The organism is Billgrantia montanilacus, assembly GCF_003336675.1.
Taxonomy (GTDB): Bacteria; Pseudomonadota; Gammaproteobacteria; order Pseudomonadales; family Halomonadaceae; genus Halomonas; species Halomonas montanilacus.
The window spans coordinates 1-26,986 of sequence record NZ_QPII01000021.1 but is presented as its reverse complement, the minus strand read 5'-3'; the positions used below and the strand labels follow the sequence as shown (position 1 = coordinate 26,986).

General features: G+C 63.8%; 24 protein-coding genes and 2 pseudogenes. 12 read left to right on the top strand and 14 right to left on the bottom strand.

Going from position 1 to position 26,986, the window contains the following annotated elements; all coding sequences use genetic code 11:
- The first annotated feature begins 219 nt into the window (after positions 1 to 219).
- From DU505_RS19680 to DU505_RS19665, 5 genes and pseudogenes are all read left to right on the top strand, one after another.
- Positions 220 to 1,446 carry a thiamine pyrophosphate-dependent dehydrogenase E1 component subunit alpha gene (locus DU505_RS19680; protein WP_114480672.1) on the top strand — a complete coding sequence of 409 codons (1,227 nt, stop codon included), beginning with the start codon at positions 220 to 222 and terminating at the stop codon, positions 1,444 to 1,446.
- A 1-nt stretch (position 1,447) separates the two neighbouring features.
- The gene (locus tag DU505_RS19675; RefSeq protein ID WP_114480671.1) at positions 1,448 to 2,425 is read left to right on the top strand and encodes an alpha-ketoacid dehydrogenase subunit beta; all 978 of its coding nucleotides are present in this window, start codon (positions 1,448 to 1,450) and stop codon (positions 2,423 to 2,425) included.
- Between the two features lie 28 nt (positions 2,426 to 2,453).
- Positions 2,454 to 2,660: pseudogene (locus DU505_RS23150) on the top strand (biotin/lipoyl-containing protein); the annotation flags it as partial.
- Between the two features lie 201 nt (positions 2,661 to 2,861).
- Complete coding sequence (locus DU505_RS19670) at positions 2,862 to 4,142, top strand: 2-oxo acid dehydrogenase subunit E2 (protein WP_422667064.1); 1,281 nt, start codon at positions 2,862 to 2,864, stop codon at positions 4,140 to 4,142.
- A 71-nt stretch (positions 4,143 to 4,213) separates the two neighbouring features.
- Complete coding sequence (locus DU505_RS19665) at positions 4,214 to 6,073, top strand: protein kinase domain-containing protein (RefSeq protein WP_114480669.1); 1,860 nt, start codon at positions 4,214 to 4,216, stop codon at positions 6,071 to 6,073.
- A 165-nt stretch (positions 6,074 to 6,238) separates the two neighbouring features.
- Here the strand turns inward: DU505_RS19665 and DU505_RS19660 are convergent, their stop codons facing one another.
- The 5 genes from DU505_RS19660 to DU505_RS19640 all read right to left on the bottom strand — a co-directional run bounded on the left by DU505_RS19660 (position 6,239) and on the right by DU505_RS19640 (position 10,651).
- Positions 6,239 to 7,543 carry a TRAP transporter large permease gene (locus DU505_RS19660; RefSeq protein WP_114480668.1) on the bottom strand — a complete coding sequence of 435 codons (1,305 nt, stop codon included), beginning with the start codon at positions 7,541 to 7,543 and terminating at the stop codon, positions 6,239 to 6,241.
- Positions 7,544 to 7,576: 33 nt separating this feature from the next.
- Complete coding sequence (locus DU505_RS19655) at positions 7,577 to 8,140, bottom strand: TRAP transporter small permease (protein WP_114480667.1); 564 nt, start codon at positions 8,138 to 8,140, stop codon at positions 7,577 to 7,579.
- 67 nt (positions 8,141 to 8,207) lie between these two features.
- The gene (locus DU505_RS19650) at positions 8,208 to 9,191 is read right to left on the bottom strand and encodes a TRAP transporter substrate-binding protein (protein WP_114480666.1); all 984 of its coding nucleotides are present in this window, start codon (positions 9,189 to 9,191) and stop codon (positions 8,208 to 8,210) included.
- Positions 9,192 to 9,207: 16 nt separating this feature from the next.
- Positions 9,208 to 10,200, bottom strand: coding sequence for a LysR family transcriptional regulator (locus DU505_RS19645; RefSeq protein WP_114480665.1), 993 nt, complete (start codon positions 10,198 to 10,200; stop codon positions 9,208 to 9,210).
- A 13-nt stretch (positions 10,201 to 10,213) separates the two neighbouring features.
- Positions 10,214 to 10,651: a VOC family protein gene (locus DU505_RS19640; RefSeq protein WP_114480664.1), complete on the bottom strand. Its 438-nt coding sequence runs from the start codon at positions 10,649 to 10,651 to the stop codon at positions 10,214 to 10,216.
- Between the two features lie 215 nt (positions 10,652 to 10,866).
- Between DU505_RS19640 and DU505_RS19635 the strand changes: the two genes are divergently transcribed.
- Genes DU505_RS19635 through DU505_RS19625 form a run of 3 tightly spaced genes read left to right on the top strand, consistent with a single transcriptional unit; the run spans position 10,867 to position 13,276 of the window.
- Positions 10,867 to 11,619: a 5-oxoprolinase subunit PxpA gene (locus DU505_RS19635; protein ID WP_114480663.1), complete on the top strand. Its 753-nt coding sequence runs from the start codon at positions 10,867 to 10,869 to the stop codon at positions 11,617 to 11,619.
- Between the two features lie 23 nt (positions 11,620 to 11,642).
- Positions 11,643 to 12,320, top strand: coding sequence for a 5-oxoprolinase subunit PxpB (gene pxpB, locus DU505_RS19630; RefSeq protein WP_422667063.1), 678 nt, complete (start codon positions 11,643 to 11,645; stop codon positions 12,318 to 12,320).
- Positions 12,317 to 13,276 (top strand): 5-oxoprolinase subunit C family protein, encoded by a 960-nt coding sequence (locus tag DU505_RS19625; RefSeq protein ID WP_114480661.1) that lies wholly within the window; start codon positions 12,317 to 12,319, stop codon positions 13,274 to 13,276. The genes pxpB and DU505_RS19625 overlap by 4 nt, the downstream gene beginning before the upstream one ends.
- Before the next feature lie 13 nt (positions 13,277 to 13,289).
- On the opposite strand, the gene DU505_RS19620 is transcribed toward DU505_RS19625, so the two are convergent.
- The 9 genes from DU505_RS19620 to DU505_RS19580 all read right to left on the bottom strand — a co-directional run bounded on the left by DU505_RS19620 (position 13,290) and on the right by DU505_RS19580 (position 21,949).
- Entirely contained in the window at positions 13,290 to 13,505 is a 216-nt protein-coding gene (locus tag DU505_RS19620) for a hypothetical protein (RefSeq protein ID WP_114480660.1), read from the bottom strand.
- A 163-nt stretch (positions 13,506 to 13,668) separates the two neighbouring features.
- Complete coding sequence (gene csiR / locus DU505_RS19615) at positions 13,669 to 14,355, bottom strand: DNA-binding transcriptional regulator CsiR (RefSeq protein ID WP_114480659.1); 687 nt, start codon at positions 14,353 to 14,355, stop codon at positions 13,669 to 13,671.
- Positions 14,356 to 14,479: 124 nt separating this feature from the next.
- Positions 14,480 to 15,127 carry an ABC-type transport auxiliary lipoprotein family protein gene (locus DU505_RS19610; protein ID WP_181872881.1) on the bottom strand — a complete coding sequence of 216 codons (648 nt, stop codon included), beginning with the start codon at positions 15,125 to 15,127 and terminating at the stop codon, positions 14,480 to 14,482.
- Positions 15,124 to 16,065 (bottom strand): MlaD family protein, encoded by a 942-nt coding sequence (locus tag DU505_RS19605; protein ID WP_114480658.1) that lies wholly within the window; start codon positions 16,063 to 16,065, stop codon positions 15,124 to 15,126. Before DU505_RS19605 ends, DU505_RS19610 begins: the two co-directional genes overlap by 4 nt.
- Entirely contained in the window at positions 16,065 to 16,856 is a 792-nt protein-coding gene (locus tag DU505_RS19600) for an ABC transporter ATP-binding protein (RefSeq protein WP_114480657.1), read from the bottom strand. Before DU505_RS19600 ends, DU505_RS19605 begins: the two co-directional genes overlap by 1 nt.
- Positions 16,853 to 17,995 carry an MlaE family ABC transporter permease gene (locus DU505_RS19595; protein WP_114480656.1) on the bottom strand — a complete coding sequence of 381 codons (1,143 nt, stop codon included), beginning with the start codon at positions 17,993 to 17,995 and terminating at the stop codon, positions 16,853 to 16,855. Before DU505_RS19595 ends, DU505_RS19600 begins: the two co-directional genes overlap by 4 nt.
- A 264-nt stretch (positions 17,996 to 18,259) precedes the next feature.
- Positions 18,260 to 19,069, bottom strand: a complete 810-nt coding sequence (locus DU505_RS19590; RefSeq protein ID WP_114480655.1) for an IclR family transcriptional regulator — start codon at positions 19,067 to 19,069, stop codon at positions 18,260 to 18,262.
- 98 nt (positions 19,070 to 19,167) lie between these two features.
- Positions 19,168 to 20,376, bottom strand: a complete 1,209-nt coding sequence (locus DU505_RS19585; RefSeq protein ID WP_114480654.1) for a 3-oxoadipyl-CoA thiolase — start codon at positions 20,374 to 20,376, stop codon at positions 19,168 to 19,170.
- Between the two features lie 22 nt (positions 20,377 to 20,398).
- On the bottom strand, positions 20,399 to 21,949 hold the full coding sequence (locus DU505_RS19580; RefSeq protein ID WP_245948092.1) for a 3-hydroxyacyl-CoA dehydrogenase: 1,551 nt from the start codon (positions 21,947 to 21,949) through the stop codon (positions 20,399 to 20,401).
- Positions 21,950 to 22,151: 202 nt separating this feature from the next.
- Between DU505_RS19580 and DU505_RS19575 the strand changes: the two genes are divergently transcribed.
- The 4 genes and pseudogenes from DU505_RS19575 to DU505_RS19560 form a co-directional block, all read left to right on the top strand.
- Complete coding sequence (locus DU505_RS19575; protein ID WP_114480652.1) at positions 22,152 to 23,303, top strand: acyl-CoA dehydrogenase family protein; 1,152 nt, start codon at positions 22,152 to 22,154, stop codon at positions 23,301 to 23,303.
- On the top strand, positions 23,303 to 24,907 hold the full coding sequence (locus DU505_RS19570) for a class I adenylate-forming enzyme family protein (protein WP_114480651.1): 1,605 nt from the start codon (positions 23,303 to 23,305) through the stop codon (positions 24,905 to 24,907). The genes DU505_RS19575 and DU505_RS19570 overlap by 1 nt, the downstream gene beginning before the upstream one ends.
- Positions 24,904 to 26,292 (top strand): hypothetical protein, encoded by a 1,389-nt coding sequence (locus DU505_RS19565; protein WP_114480650.1) that lies wholly within the window; start codon positions 24,904 to 24,906, stop codon positions 26,290 to 26,292. Before DU505_RS19570 ends, DU505_RS19565 begins: the two co-directional genes overlap by 4 nt.
- Before the next feature lie 144 nt (positions 26,293 to 26,436).
- Positions 26,437 to 26,986: pseudogene (locus DU505_RS19560) on the top strand (electron transfer flavoprotein subunit beta/FixA family protein); the annotation flags it as partial.

Genomic DNA, 26,986 nt, shown 5'->3' with positions numbered 1-26,986 from the left:
CGCGATATCCAGCGGGTACGACGGCGCCGGCAGTGGATTCATCCGGTCGAGTGTCGAAGGGCTAGCAAAATAGATGCTTTTGATGGCATCTTACGTTAACGTCAACCAGCCAGCGTTGGCGGTACGCTGGAGACAACCTCTGGCAGCCGACTACATTACAGTCAACACTGCCCTCACAAGGGGCGGTTTTCCTCCTGCCACCACCCAAGGAACAGGATGATGACAACAACATACGACGTCCATTCGCCGACCTTCATGACCGGCGACGAATTCCAGATACCCACGTTCCGGCTATTGCAGCAGGACGGCACGCTTTTTGATGGCGCCGAAGCCCCCGAACTCGACAAGGAGAAGGCGCTCAGGATCTATCGCGCCATGCTCGTGACCCGTGTGCTAGACGAGCGCATGCTGGCAGCCCAGCGGCAGGGCAGACTCTCCTTCTACATGCAGTGCACGGGTGAAGAGGCGGCGGTGATCGGCGCCACGGCGGCGCTGGACGATGGCGACATGATCATGGCCCAGTACCGCGAGCAGGGCGCACTCGCCTATCGCGGCTTCACCTACGACGAGTTCATGAACCAGCTGTTCGGCAACGAACTCGACTACGGCAAGGGCCGGCAGATGCCGATCCACTACGGGTCGCGCAAGCTCCATTACATGACCATATCCTCGCCGCTGGCGACGCAGATTCCCCAGGCAACCGGCTACGCTTACGGTCAGAAGTTGGCCGGAGAGGGACACTGCACCATCACCTTCTTCGGTGAAGGGGCGGCCTCCGAGGGCGATTTCCACGCAGCCCTGAACATGGCCTCGGTGCACAAGGTTCCGGTGATTTTCTTCTGCCGCAACAACGGCTATGCGATATCGACCCCGGCCACCGAACAGTTTGCAGCCGACGGCATCGCGCCGCGCGCCTTCGGTTATCGCATGCATGTCATCCGCGTCGACGGTAACGATATCCTGGCGGTCTATCGCGCTACCCAGGAGGCCCGCGCCATCGCCGTGGAGCAGAACGAACCGGTTCTGATCGAGGCCATGACCTATCGGCTGGCGGCCCACTCCTCTTCGGACGACCCTTCCGGCTACCGTTCGCGCAAGGAGGAGGAGGCCTGGCGGGAGAAGGACCCGATCCTGCGCATGCAGCGCTGGCTGTTCGACCGGGAGTGGTGGAGTGAGGAGGAGGAGAAGGACCTTCAGGAGAGCCTGCGTCGTGAGGTGCTGGAAACCATGAAGCGCGCCGAGAAACGACCGCCGCCCCCGCTGGAGAGCCTCGTCACCGATGTCTATGCCGACGTGACGCCGGCGCTGCAGCGTCAACTCGATGCGCTCAAGACCCACATCCGCAAGTATCCGGACGCCTATCCGAAGGGCGCGCGCTCGCTCGACCCTGATGTCAGCGCGTCCAGCGATGCCGTCAAGGCCAGCGACGACCAGGAAGGAGCCTGAGATGCCGAAGATGAACATGCTGCAGGCGATCAACAATGCCCTGGATATCGCCATGGCCGAGGACGACAAGGTCCTCTGCTTCGGCGAGGACGTGGGGGTGTTCGGCGGTGTATTCCGCGCCACCAGCAACTTGCAGGAGAAGTATGGCCGCGCCAGGTGCTTCAATACCCCGCTGGTGGAGCAGGGCATCATCGGCTTCGCCAATGGACTGGCGGCCCAGGGCTCGGTACCGGTGGCCGAGATCCAGTTTGCCGACTACATCTTTCCGGCCTTCGACCAGATCGTCAACGAGACGGCCAAGTTTCGCTATCGCTCCGGTGACCTCTTCAACGTCGGCGGCCTGACGATTCGTACACCCTATGGTGGCGGTATCGCGGGCGGGCTCTACCACTCGCAGTCGCCGGAGGCGTACTTCGCCCACACGCCGGGGCTGAAGGTCGTGGTGCCGCGTAACCCCTACCAGGCGAAGGGGCTGCTGCTGGCGGCGATCCGCGATCCGGACCCGGTGATCTTCTTCGAGCCCAAGCGGCTCTATCGTGCCTCCACCGGCGAGGTGCCGGAGGATGACTACCAGTTGCCGATCGGCGAGGCCGAAGTGACCAAGGAAGGCACCGATGTCACGGTGCTGGGCTGGGGGGCGCAGATGGAGCTGATCGAGAAAGCGGTCGAGATGGCCGAGAAGGCCGGCATTTCCTGCGAGATCATCGACCTGCGCACGATCCTGCCTTGGGACGAGGACTCGGTCGCCGAGTCGGTACTCAAGACCGGTCGTCTGGTGATCAGTCATGAAGCGACACGTACCGGTGGCTTTGCCAGCGAAATCGCCGCAACCATACAGGAGCGCTGCTTCCTGTACCTGGAATCGCCCATCGAACGGGTGACCGGAATGGATACCCCTTTCCCGCTGACGCTGGAGAAGGAGTACATGCCGGACCACCTCAAGATCTACGAAGCCATCCGGGCCAGCGTGGATTTCTGACGATCGATATCAGGACAGGAGATGCAAGATGAGTGACTTCATGCTGCCCGATATCGGTGAAGGTATCGTGGAATGCGAAATCGTGGAATGGCGTGTCAGTGAAGGCGACGTCATTGTGGAAGACCAGCCGGTGGTCGAGGTGATGACAGACAAGGCGCTGGTGGAGATCACCGCGCCGGAAGCCGGGCGAGTGACCAGGCTGTACGTACCCAAGGGTGAGATCGCCAAGGTCCACTCCCCGCTGTTCTCCTATGAGAGCGACGTGGAAGAGAGTGGCAGCGACAGCGTGAACGAGAACCAGAACCAGAACGAGAGCGACAGCGGGCAAGCGCGTGCTCCCAAGGTAGAGACAGCGCCGGCGGAGCCGGCGCCTGCTCCGACGCCAACGCCACCCGGCTCCCCGTCAGCCACGGCAGCCGTTGCCGCTACCGACTTCATCCTACCGGATATCGGCGAGGGTATCGTCGAGTGCGAGGTAGTGGAGTGGCGCGTCGCTGAGGGAGACCGCATCGAAGAGGACCAGCCGCTGGTCGATGTGATGACCGACAAGGCGCTGGTGGAGATCACCGCGCCCGAGGCCGGACGTGTCACTCGACTCTATGTGCCCAAGGGTGAGATCGCCAAGGTCCATGCGCCGCTGTTCGCCTATGAGCCGACGCATGGGGCAGAGAGTCCGCCGTCGGCATCCTCGGTACCGGAACACCCCGGTACGGGTAAACCACCCTCGAGCCAGCATGCCGCTCCCGAGACCGGCGCTTCGTCGGGCGTGGGTGTGGCAACGACGGGGCGAGGCCCCTATGGGCGTATCCCGGCGAGCCCCGCCGTTCGCCGGCTGCTGCGCGAGCATGATCTGGCGCTGGAAGCGGTGCCGGGATCGGGCAAGGAGGGGCGGGTGCTCAAGGAGGATGTGCTGCGCCACCTGGAGCAGGGTGGCGAGTCGACACCGGCCACGAGTGGCCGGACGACTAGCACGCCTGAGAGGGCGCCGGCGCCCGCACCCACCGGCGAGGGCGAGATTACCGTCGAGCCGATCCGTGGGGTGCGCGCGGTCATGGCCCGTCGGATGGTGGAGTCCGCCAGCACGATTCCGCACTTCCAGTACGGCGAGGAGATCGACGTCACCGACCTGCTGGCCTTGCGTGCCCGTCTCAAGCCCCAGGCCGAGGCGCAGGGCACGCGCATGACCCTGATGCCGCTCTTCATGAAGGCCATGGCGCTGGCGGTGAAGGAGTACCCCATTCTCAATGCCCGGCTCAATGCCGATGTCAGCGAGATCCACTACATGTCTTCCTGCAACGTGGGCATGGCGGTGGATAGCAAGGCGGGTCTCCTGGTGCCCAACGTGAAGCATGTCGAACGCCGCACCTTGCTCGACGTGGCCCGCGAGGTCGAGCGGTTGACTGTGGCGGCGCGAGAGGGCCGGGTGGATCAGGCCGACCTCAAGGGCGGCACCATCAGCATCTCCAACATCGGCGCGCTCGGGGGAACCTATGCGGCCCCGATCATCAACGCGCCGGAGCTTGCCATCGTCGCCATCGGCAAGACCCAGTGGCTGCCACGCTTCGATGACAACGGCGAGGTGGTGCGGCGGGCGATCATGACCATTACCTGGGCGGGGGATCATCGCGTCATCGATGGCGGCACCATCGCCCGCTTCTGCAATGCCTGGAAAGGATATCTGGAGAGTCCGGAAACGATGCTCCTCCACCTGGGGTGACAGATGTTGATCCATGTCGTGTTTTTCAGGCGGCGACATGGATCAGCGACATCCTGACGAGAAGGTAACGTATGTCCCAGGCGCCGCTGCAGCAGTTCTATATTCCCGAAGAGCAGTCGATCTACCTGCTCAGCCATGACGATGCCCGCAAGCTCAAGGAGTGGGTGGCGCTGTGTCAGGCCCAGCTGTCCCAGCTGGGCTACCGGGATATCGCGTTGATCGGCAAGGGCGCCTACGGTTTCGTCTTCGCCGGGGTCACCGCCCACGACGAGCAGTATGTCTTCAAGTTCACCCGGGTCAACCTGCCCCAGCACCTCCAGGACCGCCTGGAGGAGGAGGCCTTCATGCTGGAACAGGTCGATCATCCCAGGGTGCCGAGGCTGGTGGCCTACCAGCGGGTGCGGAACCAGTCGATACTCGTCATGCAGCGGGCGCCGGGGCTCAACCTGGAGGAGGTCTCGCTGCGCGAGGGCAGGCTCTCTCCCCGGTTGGTCGTGCGTATCGCCGGACAGCTGGCGGATATCCTGAGCGCGCTACGCCGTGAGTCGGGGCCGGCAGGTCGCCCTATCGTGCATGGCGACATCAAGCCCTCGAACCTGGTCTTCGACGCACGCAGTGAAGAGGTGGCGCTGATCGACTGGGGCTCCTCGGTATTCGCCCAGCTCGATGCCAACCAGCAGTTCGTGGCGGCCAACGTCATGGAGCTGATGTCGGATAATCTCCAGCAGACCAACGCCCGCCTGGGCGACGTCTATTTCATCGGCGACGAGCAGCTCAACGGGGCGCTCTCCTCGCCGCGCTTCGACGAGCAGGGAGCCGCGGGGACCCTCTACGCCCTGGCATCCGCCCAATCCTGCCGCTTCGGACATCGCGCCATACCCGCCACCTCGTTGGGTTTGCCCATGGAGTTCGCTCGCATGCTCGATGGCATGCTCGATCCCGATCCTCGGGTGAGGCTGCGTGCCGGCGACCACTTCATTCGCGAGATGCCAAGGCTCGCACGCCTGGTGATGCTCGACCTGCCCGAACCCCCGGAAGCTGCACTGGTGCCCACCTGGGTGCGGCCCTCCAGCCGTGAGATCGACACCGTGGTCTACAGTTCTCGCAAGGCCTTCCTGCGTGAAGAGGGCGCCCCGGAGACGCTCAGTGACGTCAACGATGTCCAACTGGACCGCTACTACAAGAACTTCATGCAGGGCATGGGGGAGACGGAGAAAGCGTTTCTCGCCGCCGTCAGCCGGCTGGGGAGGTACCCAGTGGTGGGCGGGCTGGCGGTGCGCTGGGAAGCCGAGGGCGTCTACATCGACACTTCGCTCAATCTACATGACGCCGAGCTGAAGTCCGCCTTCGTCGCGGCCGTCAACAACATGGTCAATCTCGCCCGGGCGATCTATCGTCAGGGCATCTTCAAGAGCTGCCTGTTCAATGCCCGCGATACCCTGCACCTAGACCGTGAGGGGCCGGACCATCCTTTCACCGTGGAGCCGGGCATGGCGCTGCGCTATGAAGTCAGTGCCATGCCCGAACTGGAAGATAGAAGCCGGCTGCACAGTTACTTCGAGGATGGGCCCGACCCGGAGGAGTTCCTGGTGCTGCCCGAGGCGATCATCGTCTCGCTGGAAGCGCTCAACGACATCCACCATACCGGCATGATCATCTTCGAGGCATTGCCGCAGCACCTGAAGATCCATAGCTACTACCGGCTGCTGGATCCATCGCGGGAGACGGAGTTCCGTCAGCGGCTCGACGATATCCTGACGGCGGTGGGCCTGATCGAAGGGCTGGGGGTCTCCGGCTTCATGAAGATGCCCTACAAGGACACCCGGTTCTTCGCCCATGTGGAGCGTCAGCCGGAGCGCTACTATCCCCGGGACCCCCGGATGGCGCAACGCGACGCAAGCGCTGCGTTGCGCCAGGATCCGGCCGGTTGAATCCTCAGGAAACACTGCATAAATGTCTGCGCGTGCGAATCACTGCGTTGCGCGGTGCTGGTGCGCCAGCCCGGTCGAAATCCTCACCTATACCCCATAGGCTCCGGTTTCTGCGCTCCGTGCGCCTTGTGTTTCATCCCGCTCGACGATTTATTCAGCGCTTCCTTAGCGGTTCATTGCCTGGGGCAGGTAGAGGGCGATCTCGGGGAAGATGTGCAGCAGCGCGATGGAGGCCAGCATCAGCAGGAAGAAGGGCAGGGTCGCCTTGGTGATCGTGATGATGTCCTTGCCGGTCAACCCCTGGATGACGAACAGGTTGAAGCCGACCGGCGGGGTAATCTGCGACATCTCCACCACAACGACCAGATAGATGCCGAACCAGATCAGGTCGAAGCCCGCAGCGCTGACCAGCGGCATCAGAATGGCCGTCACCAGCAATATCAGCGAAATTCCGTCGAGAAAGCAGCCCATTATCAGCAGCAGCAGCGTCAGTGCCACCAGCAGCATGGTGGGAGACAGCCCCATCTCGCCGATGGCCTGGGCCAGCTGCATGGGAACCTGGGTAAAGCCCATGGCCGATGTCAGGAACGACGCACCGGCAATGATGAAGGCGATCATGCAGGCGGTACGCACTGCCGCAAAGAGCGACGCCTTGAAGGTGGCAAGGCCGAAACTGCCGGTCCAGCGTGCGATGGCGATGGACAGTACCACCCCGACAGCTGCTGCCTCGGTAGGCGAGGCCAGGCCACCGTAGATCGAGACGATGATCCCGCCGATCAGCAGCAGGACCGGTATCAGCGACAGCGTATGGCGAAGCTTCTCGGCCAGCGGCATCGACGACTCGTCCTTGCCGGTAAGGCCTTCGCGGTTGCCCTTGAGCAGCGACCAGAGGATCAGATAGCTCATGAACAGGGCCAGGATCAACAGCCCGGGGCCGATACCGGCCATGAACAGCCGTGAGATCGACTGTTCGGTCACCACGCCGTAGACGATCAAGACAATGGAGGGTGGAATCAGTAATCCCAGCGTCGAGGCGCTGGCCAGCGTGCCGATCGCCATGCCGCTGTCGTAGCCTCGACGCTCCAGCTCGGGCAGGGTCATCTTGCCCACGGTGGCACAGGTGGCCGCCGACGAACCGCAGACTGCCGCGAACATGCCGCTGCCGATGATGTTGGTATGCAACAACCGGCCGGGCAGCCGGTTCAGCCAGGGCGAGAGTCCGCGAAACATGCTGTCGGCCAGCCCTGAGCGGAACAGAATCTCGCCCATCCAGATGAACATGGGCAAGGCGGTAAGGTCCCAGCCGTAGCTGGCGCCCCAGAAGTCCGATGCCAGGATCGGGCCCGGTGCAAACGGACTGAAGAAAGCCAGCGCCACCCAGGCGGTACCGATCAGTGCGAAGGCGATCCATACGCCACTGCCCAGAAGCAGCGCGAGCGTGAAGACGGTAGCCAGACTCAATGTCAGCACGAGTAGTTCTCCGAGAGAGGATAGTGGCCGAGCTCAGCGAGTCTCGCTGTCTTCGGTTGCCGTTGCTTCTCGAAAGCTCGAGGGGTCGCGGGCGGCGATGCGCAAGGCAAAGACCAGGGCTTCAAGCAGTGCCAGGCAGAGCAGGCCCACCCCGGTTACCAGGACGGTCTGTGGAATCCAGAGGGGGATCGACAGGAAGCCTGATGAGACGTCATTGAAGTGCAGGCTTTCCCTTACCAATTCGATCAGGCCGTAGCCGAGCAACAGGCTGAGGGTCAAGGCAACCAGCAGTCCGAAGACCTCGAACCAGACGCGTATGGCAGAGGGTAGCCGCGAGATCAGCAGCGTCACGCGGATGTGGGCATGATGCACGAAGGTATAGGCGAGGCCGAGAAACGTCGCGCCAACCAGCAGGTAGGAGGCAAGCTCCGATACCCCGGTTATGCTCAGCCCGGTGCGGCGCAGGCCAGTCAGCACCAGGCCCGCGTCCATGAGCCTGAAGGCGACCTGCAGCGAAATCAGGACGCAGATGGTGATCATGCAGGCGGCCGCCCCCCAGGCCCCAAGGCGGTAAAGTTTATCGAACTTGAAAATCATGGCTTGGCCTCATGGCGAACTTGAGGGAGGGCGCGGCGGATGGCCGCCGCGCCTTCGTGGTCAGGCCTCAGTTGTCACGCTGCTCGCGATACGTTTCGAGCACCTGCTTGGCCGTATCATCGGCGCGGGCTTCCCAATCGCTGAACAGCTCATCGCCTGCCGCCTGCAGGGCTTGTGCCACCTCGTCATTGGGCTGCGATACGGTGATGCCGTTTTCCTGAAGTGCCTCGGTACTCGCCTGGTTATCATCTCGGCTCATCTGCCAGCCACGCTCTTCGGCACGGGCGGCTGCGTCGAGCAAGGCCTCCTGGGTGGCCTCGTCCAGGCGGTCGAAGGCGCGCTGGTTGATGAAGACGATGTTCTTGGGCAGCCACAGGTTCGCGTCGGTGTAATGGGAAACATAGTCCCATGCGGTCATCGAGTTGCCGGTGGAGGTCGAGGTGATCATGGCATCGACCCGCCCGGTGCTGAAGGCGGTGGGAATGTCAGATTCTTCGGTTTCGGTGGGGTTGCCCCCGAGATTGTCGACGAAGCGCTGGGTGTTGATGTTCGGCGCCCGTACCCGCAGCCCCTCGAACTGCTCAGGATCGTTCAGTTCGAAATCGGTATAGATGCCCTGGGAGGGCCAGGCCACCGCGTAGAGGGGCATCATGCCCTGGTTGGCGAACACCTCGGCGATGACGGGCTTGGTCGCCTCCCACAGGGCGAAGGCTTGCTCATAGCTGCCTGCAACCCCAGGCAGGGTGTCGACCTCGAAGATCGGGTCGTCGTTGGACAGAACCGAGAGGAAGACCTCGCCCGCCTCGATGGTGCCGCGACGGACCGACGGCTTGATCTCGCCGTGAGCGACCAGGGAGCCGCCGCTGTGGACATTGATGGTCAATTCACCATCGGTGGCTTCTGCAACGTCCTCGGCGAATTGCTTGACGTTCTTGGTATGGAAGCTGGCATCGCCATACGGAGTGGCCATGGTCCATTCCGCTGCCTGGGCGCCCGCAGCGAAACTGAAGGCGGCTGCCAGCATCACGGGTGTGGCTATTGTCTTGTGCATGATAAAGACCTCTTGTTCATGTTGATGGTCGTGTTGTTGCCTGGGGGTGAGTCGTGGGGTATTGCGGCCGCACCCAACGGCCTTCGAAATCGGGGGCTTCACGTTCGGCCCGACGCAATTCGGCATAAACCGAGGCACACTCTTGCGCCAAGCGGCCCACGCCACGACAGAAGCGCGGATGATTGGCCGTGCGCCATATCACATCATAATGCATGTCCGGTAACGGCTTCGGCAGCTCGATACGTTCAAGCTCACCGTTGCGCCACTGGTCCAGAACCGTTGCGACGGGCAGGGCGCCGATGCCGAGCCCCTCCATGGTCATCCGGGCGATGGTCATCAGCGTGCTGACGCTGTGTATCTGGGGGCTTTTCAACTGTTGCTGTGACAGGTATTGAATGAGCTCCTCATAAGGCCTGGCCTGCTTGCCGAAAGAGATGAAGGGTAGCGTCTTCATCCAGTGGCGAGGGTTATTCATCAGCATCTCGGTATGAACTGGCGCGATGAACATGCCCATTTCATAGGGACTGAGTGGCATGCTGGAAATGCGCTCCTCAGAAATATAGCCATTCATTGCCAGCAGGATATCCAGTTCATTCCTGTCGAGTCTGGCATTCAGCGCAGGTGAATAATCGACGGTCAGTTCGATGACCAGGTCCGGGTACCTGCCCGTCAGCCTGCGCATGAAATCCGGCAGCCAACTGTGGGCGATGGTCTCGATGGTGCCGACCCGCAAGGGCGCCGAAAAGGTCTCCTCGCTGTCGAACAGCTGCATAGCCTCATCGCGCTGATGCAGCATGCGCTCGGCATGGAGAAAAAACTCCCGCCCGCGCATTGTCGGCTGAATGGGGCGTGCCGATCGCTCCAGAAGCCGTTCTCCCACGATCGATTCGAGGCGTGAGATCCGCTCGGAAACCGAGGGCTGCGTCAGATGCAGGTGTACGGCGGCCTTTCGAAACGAACCGAGACGAACTGCCCACACGAAGGCCTCGAGCTCCTTGAAATCGAGCACCCGAATTACCTCGTCACTGCTTCTTGAACAGCTGGCTCTCGCGATCCTTGAATGCCTTGAATTCCAGGGCATTGCCGGAGGGGTCGTAGAAGAACATGGTGGCCTGCTCGCCGGGCTCACCCTCGAAGCGGATGTAGGGCTCTATCTCGAAGCGCACGCCATGGGCTCTCAGCTTGTCGGCGAGCGCCTCCCAGGCCGCCATTTCCAGCACCACGCCGAAATGAGGGACCGGCACGCCGTGGCCGTCGACAGGGTTGGTATGGCTGGAGACGGGATTCTGCTTGAGGGCCGGGTTGAGGTGGCAGACGAACTGGTGGCCGAAAAGATCGAAGTCGACCCAGCTGTTCGAGGAGCGGCCTTCGGCACAGCCCAGGAAGTCACCGTAGAAGGCGCGCGCCTCATCGATATCGCGGACCTGAACGGCAAGGTGGAAAGGATCGGAAACGGACATGGGACCTCCTGTGTTGTTGTCGTTTTGACGCGCGGTTCTATTTAAATTGATAAACCTCAAGGCGGCCATCGTCAATCATTTTTATAAATAATATCAGGTTGATAGGAGTGCCCGATAAAGAATATCGGAAAAAACGATTGGCACCGAAAAAGCCCTCTCCATATAGTGAGACGGCAAGGAATTAAGCTTTATTCACCCTAATAAAAGGAATCGCCATGGTCATGCCCTTGCTCAATTGCGACATGGGGGAAAGCTTCGGCAACTGGACCCTGGGCATGGATGACGACGTGATGCCCTTCGTGGATTGCGCGAATATCGCCTGCGGGTTCCATGCCTCGGACCCTCACGTGATGCGCCGCACCGTGGCACTGGCTGCCCGTCATGATGTCCGGATCGGCGCGCACCCCGCCTATCCCGACCTGATGGGCTTCGGCCGCCGCTCGCTGGCCTGCACCCCCGCCGAAGTCGAGGACATGGTGCTCTACCAGATCGGTGCCCTGGCGGGGCTCTGCCGGGCGGAAGGTGTCACCATCCAGTACGTCAAGCCCCATGGCGCCCTCTACAACGATATGGCTCGGGATCCGGCGCTGCTCGAGGGAGTGATGCGGGCGGTGCATGCCTATGACGCCAGCCTGCCACTGATGGTCATGGCCACGGCCGACCCGGAGCCCTTTCGTACACTCGCTGCGGAGATGGGGCTGTCCATCTGGTTCGAGACCTTCGCTGATCGTGCCTACGATGCCCAGGGCCACCTTGTCTCGCGTCGTCTGCCCAACGCCGTGCACCACGACGAAGCCACCATCGTGGCCCAGGCGGTAGCGCTGGCCAGGGGTGAGGCCTTGACAGCCAGCGATGGCTCGGCATTGAGACTGCCCTGCGATACGATTTGCGTGCACGGCGACAATCCCGAGTCGATCGCTGCCGTGCGGGCCATTCGCGAGGCGTTTGGCAGGCTGGCGTCAGCGTGAGGGCAGGCATCGAAACGACGGCCATGGACGTGCTGATGGTCAGGCTCTTCGACACCATCGAAGAAAACAATATGGGATGGATCATTGCCGCCGACCGGGCTCTCCGCGAGGCCTTCGGCAAGACGCTGATCGACCTGGTGCCGTCGTATACCACACTGATGGTTCACTATGATTGCCGTGTGCTGGCGCATGGCGAGGCCCACGCGCGTATCCGAGAGGCGCTGCAATGCCTGCAGCCCGCCGACACCCAGACAGGAAAACGCCATGAGATTCCGGTGTGGTACGACGAGAGTGTCGGCCCCGAGCTGCAGCGCGTGGCGGATCGGGCAGGGATCGCCATCGACGCGCTGATTCGTCGTCACTGCGACAATGAGTACTGCGTGTTCGCCCTGGGCTTCGCACCCGGTTACGGGTTCATGGGGCTGGTCGAGGAGGCGCTGGCGACGCCACGCCTGGAGACGCCGCGGCGCAAGGTCGCCGCGGGCAGCGTCGGTATTGCGGGACGCCAGACCGCCATCTACCCGCTGCCGTCGCCTGGGGGCTGGAATATCCTGGGACGCACCGCTGTACCGCTGTTCGAGCATGCCCGGCGCGGCGACCCGCTGCTTAAGCCGGGAGACCGAGTGCGCTTCCAGGCCGTCTCCCGTGACGAGTTCGAGGCGCAGGGCGGCGATACCACGCCGCTGGAGGAGCGCCCATGAGCGACTTCAGTGCTGAGGGTGTGCGTGTCATCCAGGCCGGCCCCCTGGCCATGATCGAGGATGGCGGGCGAGTGGGCGTGCGCCATCTCGGTGTGACCCAGAGCGGCGCCGCCGATTGGGTCTCACTCTATTGGGCCAATTGGCTGCTGGGCAACGCCCCTGACAGCGCCGCCCTGGAGATCGTGGTGGGGGGCGGCTTGACCCTCGAGATCGAACGCGCCACGAGGCTGGCACTGGTAGGCGCCGATCTCGATGCGCGACTCGATGACGCGCCACTTGTCCCCGGCACGAGCTTCGCCGTGCGCGAAGGACAGCGACTGGTATTCCGGCAGCCCCGGGATGGGCTGCGAGGCTATCTCGCTTTTCCCGGTGGGCTGGAGGCGCCGGAGGTCTTGGGTAGCCGCAGTACCACGCCACGGGAGCAGCTTGGTGGTCTCCACGGTGATGGCCGGCCGCTCAAGGCCGGGGATCGCCTGGTCTGGCTGGGACATCCGATCGACGAGCGCAGCATTCCCACGGGCCTGCTGCCTCCGATGCCTCGCCCGGGCTGTCGACTGGCGCTGGTGCCCGGCGCCCAGATCGCGGAATTCACCGGTACCAGTCTTTACGCCGCTTTCAATGCCGTCTGGCGGGTTGATGATCGTGCCGACCGCATGGGGGTGAGGCTGCGGGGGCCGCGGTTGCAGTGTCGTCTGGGGAGCATGATATCGGAGGGCATTCCGCTTGGGGCCGTCCAGGTGCCGCCGGATGGTCAGCCGATCGTTCTGCTGAATGATCGTCAGACGATCGGGGGATACCCGCGCCTGGGTGCCTTGACGCCACTCGCCGCGGCCAGGCTGGCCCAGTGCCTGCCGGGACAGGAGGTCAGGCTGGTGGCCGTCTCAAGGGAGCGGGCGGTCGCCGACTATCGATGGGTCATGCGGAACTTCAGCGACGGCGGGCCAGCGTCACGCTGAGCCGTGCCGCCCCTCAAGCGCCAAGTCCGCTTTCCCGTAGCAGCTGATCCAGGCTCGTCTGGGTGACCGGCCGTTTGCTGGCGCCTTCCATATGCAGTTGGGTTTCCAGGTCATCCAGACCGATGCCGAGGCACTGTTCGATCAACTCGGCCTTGCTCATGCCGGTCTGCTGACAGAGAAGGTCGAGACGGGATTCGGTTTCACGGGGAAATCGCAGCAGATGTGGCATGGCATCGTCTCTCCATTCACCCGTCCGTCAGCATCGCGCTGAGACAGGCCGGTAGCCCGGTGATATCTTCAAGATAAAAGGTGTGTGCTGCCTTGTCACCTCTTCAGCACACCGCTTGATGATGCCGGCCTCCTGTGACCGCTTCATGACAGCGCTGTCGATTTCACGCCAGACCTCGCCGCCGCATGACCTCGGTAATGATCGGTACTGGTGTCATCAGGTGTTCGCGCATCATGTCGGCGGCACGCTCGGCCTTGCGCTCCAGGATGACGTCGACCAGGGCGGCATGCTCCCGGCGCTTGCGCTCCAGGGCCGCTTCAGAGAGGACTGTCTCGCACAGCCAGAGATGGCGATAACGCTCTACCTGGTCGAACAGGCTCTCGCGAACCTGCAACAGGTGAGGGGAGCGGCAGCCGCTGGCAATGGCGGTATGAAAGGCCTGGTGACGGGTGTCCCAGACATCGAGCAGCTCATCGGGTGTATTGACTTCCATGACCTTGGATAGCGTATGGGCCTTGGCCAGGATGTCGGCTTCCCAGCTGTCATCCCCGCGCTCGATGGCCAGTTTCAGGATAAGTCCTTCGAGTTGGGCGCGGGCGTCGTAGAGATCGGTCAGCTCGGCCATGGACATCGGCGCGACCCGATAGCCCCGCTGACTGATCGCCACCACCAGGCGCTCCGCCACCAGTTGGGACAGGGCTTCTCGTAGCGGGCCGATGCCCAGGTCGTAGCGCTCCTTGAGACGGCTCATCAATAGTTTTTCGCCGGGCTGGAACACCCCGCGTGTGATGTCATGCTTGAGCCAACTGTAGGCGCTGATGCCAAGGTTCTGTCGTGGGCTGCTGTCCATCGTCGGTCATCCTTGCTTTTGCAGAGCATGATAACCAATTGGCACCAAGACGGTAATGGCAGGACATTCAATCCAAGTGTCCTTTTTTGGAGTGAGTGTCCTTCATTACAAGAAGACGTGGATATTAACGGCTCTGCGGCTGCCGTTGTTGCTGGTCGTCCATTTGCGCCACCGACCAATCAACCAGCTCCTGCGCGACTCGGTCCGCCGCCAGGCCAAACGCCTCGACCACCGCGGTAATATCAGTGCCGTCTGCGGTTTGTTGCTGGGTGAAACGCCGGCTGGCCAGCAGCTCCCTGGAGCGGGTATCGATCAGGCGTGCATCAAGTCGAATGACAGCTTCGGGGCGACCGTTACGGTATTCGCTCTGGAAGGCCCGCAAATCGCTGGTGAGTTCCAGGTCGGCCGAGAGCGGCGTGTCGGCATGGGTCAGCCGAGTTATTCGCCCATCCTCCTGAAAGGCATCGATCAGGCGATTGCGTATCAGTACGGGCGCGGCATCTGCCCAGCGAGCACCCTGGTAGACCTGAGGCTGGTTGGGGGTCGGCACCACGACGATACGTGTTCCGTTAAGCAGCCCACCGGCGCTTGGCGTCGCCAGCCGCAGGGTGGGGCCGTCTGATGTCGTTTCACCCCGTTGCGCGCTCTCCCCGGGTTGGGCGGGCAGGTCATAGAGCGTGACGGGATCGCTTTGTGGAATCAGGGTGCAGGCGGGAAGCAGACCCAAAGCGGCGAGCGACAGCAGCCTGGCGAAACGTTGTCTTGTTCTCACGGAGTGAACTCCTCGACGCCGTCACGTCCCAGCAGGAAGTCGGTTGGATTCTCTTCCAGGCGACGGATGACCCGGTTGAGGGTATTGAGGGTGTTGCGCAGCTCGACCGTTACGGGACCGAGTCCCTCAATGCCGCGTATGCCGCTTTCCAGAGCGCCCCGATTGGCACCAAGCAGCGCCTCTATCTGCTCGGCGGTCCGGGCCAGGCTCGCGGTGGTCTGGCGGGCACCGTCCATGATCTCCTCGCCCTGGCCACCCAACATGCCGCCGGCCCGTTCGATGAACGAGCGCAGCTCACCAAGGGCCTGGGTACCTTCGGCGGACAGGGCTTCCGTTTGTGCCACCAATCGGCTGGGGCCGTCACCGATGCGGGCCAGGCTGGCGGTGGTCCGCTCCAGGTTGGCCAGGATATTGTGCACACTCTCGGTGTTTTCTTCCGACAGCAGTGCTTCGAATCGATCGAGCACGCGGTTGACGTTGCCGAGGATTTCCTCGCCATCACCGAGCAGGGCGCTGAGTGGCGAAGGATCGGCGACGATTCGAGGCGGGGTGTCTCCCGGGTAGGCGACGAGTAGCGGGCTCTCCGGTGTACCGCCATGCAGCTGAATCGACATGCTGCCTGTGATATTGGCCAGCGCCAGCCGGGCACGGGTATCGCGGCGAATGGGTACATGGCTTTCGACGCGAATGCGTGCCAGCACGTTGCGGGGATCTTGTGAATCAAGTCGCAGGTCGGTGACTTCGCCCACCCGGACCCCGCTGTATTCAACGGCGTTTCCTTCCGCAAGGCCGCTGACGCTGCGGTCGAAGAAGACCTCGTAATGGTTGAATTGACGGTCGCTGGTGCTCTGGGTCATCCACAGGGCGAACAGTAGCCCGCCGGCCAGGGCCAGTACGGTGAACAGGCCGATCACGATATGGTGCGCTCGCGTTTCCATCACCGATCCTCCGTACGCTGTGCGGCCTGGCTGGCCGATCGGCCCCTGGGGCCATGAAAGTAGTCGCGAATCCAGTCATCGTCGGTGGCCTCCACTGTCGCCAGGTCATCGGCGACGAGGACACGCTTCCTGGCGATCACCGCAACCCGGTCGCAGGCGGTATACAGCGTATCCAGATCATGGGTGACCAGGAACACGCTGAAGCCCAGGGCATCACGGAGGGTCATCAGCAACTGGTCGAAGGCCGCTGCTCCGATAGGGTCGAGGCCGGCAGTGGGTTCATCGAGGAACAGCACTTCGGGGTCCAGCGCCAGGGCCCGCGCCAGGGCAGCTCGCTTCGTCATGCCTCCGGAAAGGGCATCAGGAGCCATCAGGGCCGCCTCCGGCGGAAGCCCCGCCAGTGCCAGCTTGACCCGGGCGAGATGCTCGGCATCGGCGCGAGAAAGGCCGGCATGTTCGATCAGGGGCAGGGCCACGTTTTCCTGCAGATTGAGTGAGGTGAACAGGGCGCCACGCTGGAACATTACCCCGAAGCGGCGCTCCAGCCGGGACCGCTGGTCGGCGGCCAAGCGCTGCAGGTCCTGGCCGAAGACACGGATGCTGCCGCCGTCCGGGTGCTTGAGGCCTACGATACTGCGCAACAGTACCGATTTGCCGGTGCCCGAGCCGCCGACAACACCGAGTATCTCGCCGCGCCGGATGTCGAGGTCGAGGTCTTCGTGCACCACGTGAGAGCCAAATCGATTGACCAGGCCGCGTACTTCGATGACCGTCTCTTCTGACCTGCTCACCAGCCCATCTCCATGAAGAACATGGCTGCCAGGGCATCGATCAGGATCACCATGAAGATAGACTGTACCACGCTCGAGGTGGTGTGCTCGCCCACCGACTGGGCGCTTCCGCTGGCCTTGAAACCTTCCAGGCAGCCGATGACAGCAATCAGGAAGGCGAAGATGGGGGCCTTGCCGAGCCCCACCAGGAGGTGCCGCAGGGGGGTATCGCGCTGCAGGATGTCGAGGAACTGTATCAGCGTGATGTCCAGCGCCAGGACGCAGACCATCGCACCTCCCGCGATGCCGCTGAGCATGCCGATGAAGGTGAGTATCGGCAGGCTGATCATCATTGCCAGGACTCGGGGCAAGACCAGCAGCTCCATGGGGCTGAGTCCCTGGGCGCGCAGGGCGTCGATCTCCTCGTTGGCCTTCATCGAACCGATCTGGGCGGTGAAGGCGCTGGCCGTTCGGCCGGCCAGCATGATGGCGGCAAGCAGTACACCGAATTCGCGCAGGAAGGCGTAGGCCACCAGGTTGACGGTAAAGATGGTGGCACCAAAGTCGCGCAGCACCGTGGCGCCGAGGAAGGCGACGACGGCACCGACCAGAAAGGTGAGCAGGGCGACGATGGGGATGGCGTTGAGCCCGGTCTGCTGGATATGGGCGACCAGGGCGGTGACACGCCAGCGCCAGGGCTTCACCAGCACCGATGCCAGGCTGCCCAAGGTCAGGCCGATGAAGCCGAGCAGCTGGAGCTGCTGCCGCCCCAGGTTTTCCATGATTCGGCCGATCTCCCCCAGGGCAACGACGGCGGGCGACCGGGCACGAGTGGGGATCGGGGTGGAATGGTGCATGGCGCCAGCGACGGCCATCAACAGCGCGTGGCGTTCAGCCGGCTGTTCGGGTGCCCAGTTCGCCACCTCGAGCATCCGCTCCGGCCCCATGATCTCGACCAGAAGTACCGCGCCGGAGGTATCCAGTTCGCCCAGTCCCTTCAGGTCCAGGTTCAGATCCTGCGTATTCGCGGCATGACCAGGACGCTGCTGTTCAATCGTCCTGCGGAGCCGTTTGTGGTGCGGCAACGTCCAGTCACCGCTGGCGCGAAGCCCGCCGGCCTGCTGTTCTAGCTTGCCGGGGGATGAAGCGGTCTTTGGCATCGCGTATCGCCTGTCATTCCCTGAAGTTGGCTGCAATGGCGTTGAGATATCACTATACCCTTATGCAGCGGGGGGTGACAGCGCGCGCCAGGCCAGTGCCGCGACAGGCCTAGGAGCCGATGCGTTAAATGGCGGGCTATTCGCCTCATCAGATCGATCAACTTGTCTCGAAACCAAATCTCTCGTGACGATCGGTCAAATCCGACAGGCGCCTAGATGTCACGGATTCCGGAGACGAGCGAGACAGCGTAGCGGCGATTGACGTCAGCCACCGTGCTGCAGTTCGCCAAGTATCTGTTTCGCCATCCGCTTTAGTCGTGGCCCCAGGTTCTCGACCAGAACCTGATGGCTGAGGCGATGTGAGGCCCCACCGCAGTTGACCGCCATGACTTCGGCGCCATCCTCGAGGATCAGCGGTGTGGCCACGGCGCTGATCTGCGACTGCCAGTCACCTTCCGAGAGGCAGAAACCGTAGCGCTCGTAATCCTGCTGACTACGCTTGATGCCGGCCTCGAGTGCCGGCCATTCGCTGCCATGTGCCTCGGCGAGCTCGGTCAGCACGGCATTGCGGCGGGCGGCGGGCAGGCCGCATAGCCAGGCACGCCCAATCGCCGTGGTCGCCATGGGCAGTCGTGAACCCACATCGAGGCGCATGATCAGGGGGCCGCTGCCGTGGCAGCTTTCGATGTACATCATCGAGGTCTTGTCGGCGGCCCCAAGGCTGACATTGCAGTCGGTGGCTTCGGCCAACTGCTGCATGAAGGGTCGGGCGATTTCGCGAATGCCCTGGTTGGCCAGGAAACGGTATCCCAGGGCGAGAATGCCAGGCCCGAGCCGGTACTTCTCCAGCCGGGTGTTGTGCTTCAGATAGCCGAGCTGCGTCAGCGTATAGGTCAGGCGCGAGACCGTGGGGCGCGGAATACCGGTGCGGCTGGAGAGTTCGGCATTGCCCAGGTACTCTTCGCCGGCGCCGAAGGCACGCAGCAGTTCGAGGCCGCGAGCCAGAGCGGTGACGAAGTTGCGGTCCTTGGCCGGAGCGGCCTGGTCATCATCCAGAGGGGCTGGCTTGTTCATGGGTGTTCCCTGTGGCGAGATCGTTGCGCGGAGTATCGCATATTGCCCCGGGAACGGTCCGTCGACGGCGACAGGCCCGGGGCGTTGCCATGGCGGCTTCAGGCATCGAGGCGCTCGATAAGGGTTGCGATGCCCTGGCCGACGCCGATGCACATGGTGACGAGCGCATACCGCCCTCGTGTGGCCTCCAGCTGGCGCAGCGCGGTCAGCGCCAGGCGGGCGCCGGAGGCACCGAGAGGGTGGCCGATGGCGATGGCGCCGCCGTTGGCATTCAGGCGACTGTCGTCGGGATCGAGGCCGAGCTGCTTGACGCAGCCCAGCACCTGGACGGCGAACGCCTCGTTGATCTCTATCACGTCCACCTGTTCGAGGGTCAGTCCGGCCCGTTCCAGTGCCTTGCGGCTCGCCGGTACCGGACCGAGCCCCATGACCCGGGGCGGTACGCCGGCCAGGGCGCTGGAGACGATCCGCGCCCGCGGGGCGACTCCCGCGCGCTCGCCGGCGGCACGGCTGCCGACAATCAGCGCGGCGGCGCCGTCGTTGAGCCCGGAGGCGTTGCCGGCGGTGACCACGCCGCCGTCGAACAGCGCCCCCAGCCTGCCCAGCTTCTCGACGTCGGTACCCGGGCGCGGGTGCTCGTCCCTGTCGACCACTAGCGGGGGCTGCTTGCGGCCCTGAGGCACCTCGACGGCGAGCAGCTCGTCATCGTAGAAACCGCGGGCAAGCGCCTCGGCGTAGCGTGCCTGGGAGCGGGCGGCGAAGGCGTCGCTCGCGTCACGACCGATGTCGAGATCGCGGGCCACGTTGTCGGCGGTCTCGGGCATGCTATGGCTGCCGAACTCGCGGGCGATCCAGGGGTTGGGGAAGCGCGAACCGATCACGGTGTCGTACAGGGGTTGGTTGCGGGCGAAGGCCGACTCGGCCTTGCCCAGCACATAGGGCGCGCGGGACATCGACTCCACGCCACCGGCCAGGAAGAGCTCGCCTTCGCCGAGGCGAGTAGCCCGCGCTGCGTCGACCATGGCCGCCAGGCCGCTACCGCACAAGCGGTTGACCGTCTGGGCCGCTACCTCGACGGGCAGTCCGGCCAGCAGGCCCGCATGGCGTGCCACGTTGCGGGAATCTTCGCCGGCCTGATTGGTGCAGCCTGCCAGCACCTCCTCATAGGATGCCGGGGTGAAGTCGTTGCGTGCCACCAGGGCCTTGAGAACGTGCCCCAGCAGGTCGTCGGGTCGCACCCCGGCGAGTCCGCCACCGTGGCGGCCGAAGGGGGTCCGCAGCCCGTCGTAGATATAGGCGTCTTGCATGGAAATCGTCTCCGATTGGTGCTCAAGGGGTGGTCAGCCGCAGTCCCAGGGTGGCGCGGCGGCGCAGCCATGGGCTGGCCCGGTAGCGGGGGTCGCCGGTGGCAGCGAGCAGGTTGTCGAGAATGGCGAGTATGCGGCGGCTGCCATAGTGGTCGCCCATGGCCAGGGGGCCGCGGGGATAGCCCAGCCCGAGCTCCACGGCGCGGTCGATGGTATCCGGCTCGGCCACGCCCTGCTGGGCGATCTCGCTGCCCACGTTGACGATGCAGGCCACCACCCGCTGCAGCACGAAGCCGTTGCTGTCGCTGAAGGCGCTGACCGGTGTGCCGTCGTGGCTGAGCAGGGCCATGGCGGCGTTGCGGTAATCGGCAAGAGTGGCCGGGGTGGTCATCAGGCAGCGGCGCTTGTCGAGGCCGGCCAGCAGGTCCACTGCCACGCAGCGTTCCGCCGGCAGGCCCAGGCGCAGGGTACAGGCTGTGGCATCCTCGCCCAGCGGTGCCACAAGGCAGAGCGCGTCCGCCGATGGCCCCGGGCCGTTCTCCAGTGCCCAGCCAGCGCCGCGTACCAGATCGGCGAGCTGTGCTTTTGCCTCATCAGCCTCGGCGCCTATCCAGACCGGGCGCGGTGAGGCATCGGGCAGTGGCGGCTCATCGGGGACCTCCGGCTTGCCGTCGACGTACCGGTAGAAGCCCTCGCCGCTCTTGCGACCCAGCAGGCCGGCGGTCAGCCGCTGGCGCGTCAGCGGCGAGGGACGAAAGCGTGGCTCCTCATAGTACTGATGGTAGATCGACTCCATCACCGCATGGGAGACATCCAGCCCGGTCAGGTCGAGCAGGGTGAAGGGACCCATGCGAAAGCCGCCCTGGTCGACCAGGATGCGATCGATGGTGGCATGATCGGTCACGCTCTCGCCGAGGATGCGCAGCGCCTCGGTGCCGAAGGCGCGCCCGGCGTGGTTGACCAGGAAACCCGGCGTGTCAGTGGCTCGCGCGGTGAAATGTCCCATGGCCTTGCCCAGCGCCTCGACCCTATCGGTCACGTCGTCTGACGTGCGCAGCCCAGGGATCACCTCGACGATCTTCATCAGCGGCACGGGGTTGAAGAAGTGGAAGCCGATGACGCGCTGAGGTCGGCGGCAGGCCGAGGCAATGGCGGTGACCGAGAGCGATGAGGTATTGGTGGCCAGCACCGCCCGGTCATCGAGGATCTCCTCGAGCTGCTGGAACAGGGTCTGTTTTGCCTCGAGCTGCTCGACGATGGCTTCGATGACGATATCGCACCCGGCCAGGTCGGCAAGGGTCGTGGCCTCCTTGAGGCTGGCGCGAAAGCGTTCGGCGTCGGTTTCGCTCAAGCGCTGCTTCTGTACACCTCGATCCCACAAGCCTCCGATGAACTCGCGCGCTTCATCGATGGCGCCGTCGCGCAGGTCATGCAGGTAGACGGTCAGTCCAGCCTGGGCGGCGATCTGGGCGATGCCGCGGCCCATGGCGCCGGTGCCGACGATGCCCAGAGTCTGGTAGGGAGGGGGCGTCGTGTCCGCTTTCAGTATCTCCTTGGACATTCCTTTCGACATGGGGTCGTCCTCTTGAATCGTGTTTGTTGTTTCGCTTTGCGGAATTGTATTCCGTTTATTGACTGCCATCCTAGGCTATGCAAGAGTGCCTGACAACCAAGTGCGGTCTTTGATTCTGCTTAGCGAAATAAGGACAGATGAGCCTGACGAATTCAAGGTATCTCGTCCAGACCAGCCGCCTTCTTATTCATGAGGACATGTCATGATTCGCGATACCGAACTGCTCGATCAGCTGATCGATACCATTTCCCGCTTCGTGCGCGAGCGCCTGATACCCAATGAGGCGCGGCTGGCAGAAGACGATGCCGTGCCGCCCGAGCTGCTCGAGGAGATGAAGGAGATGGGGCTGTTCGGCCTGTCGATCCCGGAGGAGTACGGCGGCCTGGGCCTGACCATGGAAGAGGAGGCACTGGTGGCGATGGAGATCGGCAAGACCTCGCCGGCCTTCCGCTCGGTATTCGGCACCAATAACGGCATCGGCGCCCAGGGCATCCTGATCGATGGCACCCCCGAGCAGAAGGCGAAATACGTGCCTCGCCTCGCCACCGGTGAACTGCTCAGTTCCTTCTGTCTGACCGAGCCGGACTCCGGCTCCGACGCCGCCAGCCTGCGCACCACGGCGGTGCGTGACGGCGATCACTATGTGCTCAACGGTACCAAGCGCTACATCACCAACGGCCCCGAAGCCGACGTCTTCACCGTGATGGCGCGCACCGACCCCGCCAACAAGGGAGCGGGTGGCATCTCCGCCTTCATCGTCGATGGCGACGCGCCGGGTCTCAAGCGCGGGCCGTCGGACAAGAAGATGGGTCAGAAGGGGGCCCACACCTGCGATATCATCTTCGAGGACTGCCGGGTGCCGGCCGAGAACATCATCGGTGGAGAGGAGGGCAAGGGCTTCAAGACCGCCATGAAGGTGCTCGATCGCGGCCGACTGCATATCTCGGCGGTGTGCGTGGGGGTGGCCGAGCGTCTTGTCGAGGAGTCGCTCAATTATGCTATCGAGCGCAAGCAGTTTGGCGTGCCGCTGGCCGATCACCAGTTGATTCAGGCGATGCTCGCCGACAGCAAGACGGAAGCCTATGCCGGTCGCACCATGGTGCTCGACGCCGCGCGGCGCAAGGATGACGGAGAGAACGTCTCGACGCTGGCGTCCTGTTGCAAGCTGTTCTGCGCCGAGATGGTGGGGCGTGTCGCCGACCGGGCGGTGCAGGTGCACGGCGGAGCCGGCTACATGGCCGAGTATGCGGTGGAACGCTTCTACCGCGACGTGCGCTTGTTCCGCATCTACGAGGGAACGACCCAGATTCAGCAAGTGGTGATTGCGCGCAACATGGTGCGGGAGGCGAACTGATGAGCCTCCCGGTGACAGGCCAGGCACCCGACGAGGCGATATTCGGCCGCCTGGCAAGCGACCTGGTGGCCGAGCTGCCCGAGCGGCTGAGTGCTCGGGTATTGGACAACGCCGAGCGGCTTGCCGATGAGCCGGCGCTGGTCGACGGTGAGGTTCGCTGGAGCTATGCCGAGCTGGGCCGCGAGATACGTGCCGCCGCCGAGTGGCTCGATTCGCTGGGGGTTCGCCCGGGCGATCGTATCATGACGGTGAGCGAGAACTGCCGGGCGCTGGTGGTGCTGCTGCTGGCAGCGAGCGAGCGAGATGTCTGGGTGGCCATCGTCAATTCACGGCTTACGAGTCAGGAAATCGACGCGATCCGCGACAATTGCCAGCCGCGCCGGGTGTTCTACACCAGCGAGGCCTCGCCGGATGCCCAGGCCCACGGCGTTCGGCATGGCGCCGAGGCCAGTGAACACCCCAGCCTGGGTAGGCTGATGCTCTCGCCCCGGGCCGATGTCGAGCCGGAGCCTGTCGCAGCCGGCGGTGCCGACCAGGTCGCAGCGATGATCTACACCTCGGGAACCACCGGCACGCCCAAGGGGGTGATGCTGACTCATAGGGGCATCCTGTTCATTGCCACGCTCTCGGGGGGCATGCGTCACCTCTGCCAGGGCGAGCGCGTCTATGGCGTGCTGCCGATGTCCCATGTGTTCGGTCTTTCATCGGTTTGCATGGGGTCGCTCTACAACGGCGCCTGTCTCTATACCGTGCCACGCTTCGATGCCGCCGCCATGTTGGCGGCACTGGTGGATGAGCGCATCACTGTACTGCAGGGCGTACCGGCCATGTTCGCGCGTACGCTGGAGTTTCTGCGTCGCGAAGGGCGGCCGCTGGAGGCGCCTGAGTTGCGCTACATCTCCGCCGGCGGTTCCCCGCTTGACGGCGACCTCAAGGGCCGGGTCCAGGCACTGTTTGGCCTTACGCTGCACAACGGCTATGGCCTCACCGAGGCGAGCCCGACCATCAGCCAGACCCGCATCGACGATCGCTTCGACAACAATACCGTGGGCCGGGTGCTGCCACTGTTGGAGTATCGCCTGGAGCCGCTGGGCGAGGGCGGTGAAGATGAGCCCGGTCACGCAGGCGCAGGCGAGCTATGGGTGCGTGGCCCCAATGTGATGAAGGGCTATTTTCGCCAGCCCACTGCCACGCGTGCGTGCCTCACCGAGGACGGCTGGCTCAATACCGGTGACATCGCCCGCTTCGACGAGGACGACCAGCTCTACATCGTCGGTCGCAGCAAGGAGCTGATCATTCGCTCCGGTTTCAACATCTACCCGCCCGACGTGGAGGCGGTGATCAATGAACATCCTGACGTGACCCTGTCGGCCGTGGTGGGTCGTGAGGTCGAGGGCAACGAGGAAGTGGTCGCCTTCGTCCAGTGCGAGCCCGGTGCCATGCTCAGCGAGGTCGAACTGCGCGACTTCATCAGCCCGCGGCTGGCGCCCTACAAGCGGCCGACTCGCCTGATCCTGCTGGATGCCTTGCCGGCCACCGCCAGCGGCAAGATCCTCAAGGGACGCTTGCGTGACATGGCCGGTAGGGAGGACCCTCCCGAGTGAGGTCGGCGCGTCTGCGCGCCGGCCTGCTGGTTGTCGTCACGCTGGCCACCCTGTGTCACCTCGTCTTCGTCAGCACGACCCTTCAGGCTATCGGCGTCTTGGCTTTGGCTGGCTATCTGGCCACGCTGCGTGGCAGCCTCTCGCCCATGGCGCGGGGGTTGCTGCTCGCAGCCGGCATCTTGACCTTGATGGCGCTATGGCGTGCCGAAGCGCCCGGACGGCTGCTGTTCGAGTCGGCCGGGCGTTTCGCCTTCTTCGCCACCTTCGTCGTCGCGCTCAGTCTGTTGCGCCTGCCGGCCTACCGCTCGCGGCTGGTTCGCCGCTGCGGCGAGGCAATGCTGTTGCAGCCCCCCGGGCGCCGCTATCCCATTCTTTCCGCCGGTTCCGCGCTGTTCGGCATCATTCTCAACATCGGCGTGCTCAACCTGTTTGCCGGCATGATCGAGAAGAGCAATACCCTGGCGGCGGCCCAGGGGCGTGCCTGGGTAAGACAGGCGCGCCAGCGGCGGATGATGCTGGCGCTGCTGCGGGGTTTTTCATTGGCGCCGCTGATTTCCCCCATGGGGATCGGCGTGGCGGTCGTACTCTCGAACCTGCATGAGCTGCGATGGATCGACCTGGCGCCTTACGTGATCGGCGCGGCACTGCTCATTTTCCTGGTGGGCTGGGCCGTTGACCATCTGACCGGCCCGCACCCAGCCGTCGGTGGCGTCAAACACCCGGCGCCTTCGCTGGCACCTCTGGGAGAGTTCTGCCTATTGCTGCTCAGTATCGTCTCGCTGGTGTTCCTGCTCTCCTGGGCGCTTGAGGTGCGGTTGCCCATCGCTGCCCTGCTAGGTGCACCGCTTGGTGCGCTTGGGTGGCTTTCCTGGCAGCGGCGTCGGCTCGGCCTGCTGGGTGTGCCGGCAGCGCTGTCCAGCCTGCGCCGACAGCTGCCGTGGCTTGTGGCACCCATCGGCAATGAAGTGGTGGTGCTGGGGGCGGCGGGATACCTTGGCCACCTCTGCGTAGCGCTGGTGCCGGTGGATAGCCTGGGACCGCTGCTGGTCGTGATCGAGCCGCTGGGGGCAGCCAATGCGGTGCTGGCGATGCTGGCAGTGGTGGGACTGGCCCAGGTCGGGATCAATCCCATCGTTACCGTGACACTGCTCGTCGGCCTGCTACCCTCCCTGCCCATCGAGGGGTTGAACCCGGCGCTGATAGGGGCATCACTGATGGTCGGCTGGGCGCTGGCGCTGATGTCATCACCGATGACGGCATCGATGCTGATCCTGTCGCGTTTCACCGGCGTGGCGTCGACCCGCATTGGCTACCGCTGGAACGCGCGCTTCCTGCTGGCCTGTATTCCGCTGCTTTCCGGCTGGTTCCTGTTTGTCTCTTGGTGAGCTTTCACTGAAGCATGGCCTTGACCTTGAGGTTGCGTTTTTTTATCGTTGCTTGATTCGAAAAGTAAAACATAATTCCGCTAAGCAGAATATTCGGCTCCTTTGAGCTGGTGGAATATCTTGGGAGAGTACCTATGAAGATCNGACCTCACCAACGTCAAGATGGCCATGAACCCCTTCTGCGAGATCGCCGTGGAAGAGGCGGTGCGGCTGAAGGAGAAGGGCGTGGCCACTGAGGTCGTGGCCGTGACCATCGGCCCCAAGGCCGCCCAGGAGCAGCTGCGCACCGCCCTGGCGCTGGGCGCCGACCGCGCCATCCATGTCGAGACCGACGAGCGCGTCGAGTCGCTGGCGGTGGCCAAGCTGCTGGCCAAGGTGGTCGAGGAAGAGCAGCCGGATCTCACCATTCTCGGCAAGCAGGCCATCGACACCGACAACAACCAGACCGGCCAGATGCTGGCCGCACTCGCCGGCCTGCCCCAGGGCACCTTCGCTTCGGAAGTCGTGGTCGACGGAGACAAGCTGCAGGTGACCCGCGAGATCGACGGTGGCCTGCAGACCGTCGAGCTGACCCTGCCGGCCATCGTCACCACCGACCTGCGCCTCAACGAGCCGCGCTACGCCAAGCTGCCCGACATCATGAAGGCCAAGAAGAAGCCCATGGACGTCAAGAGCCCGGCGGATCTCGGCGTCG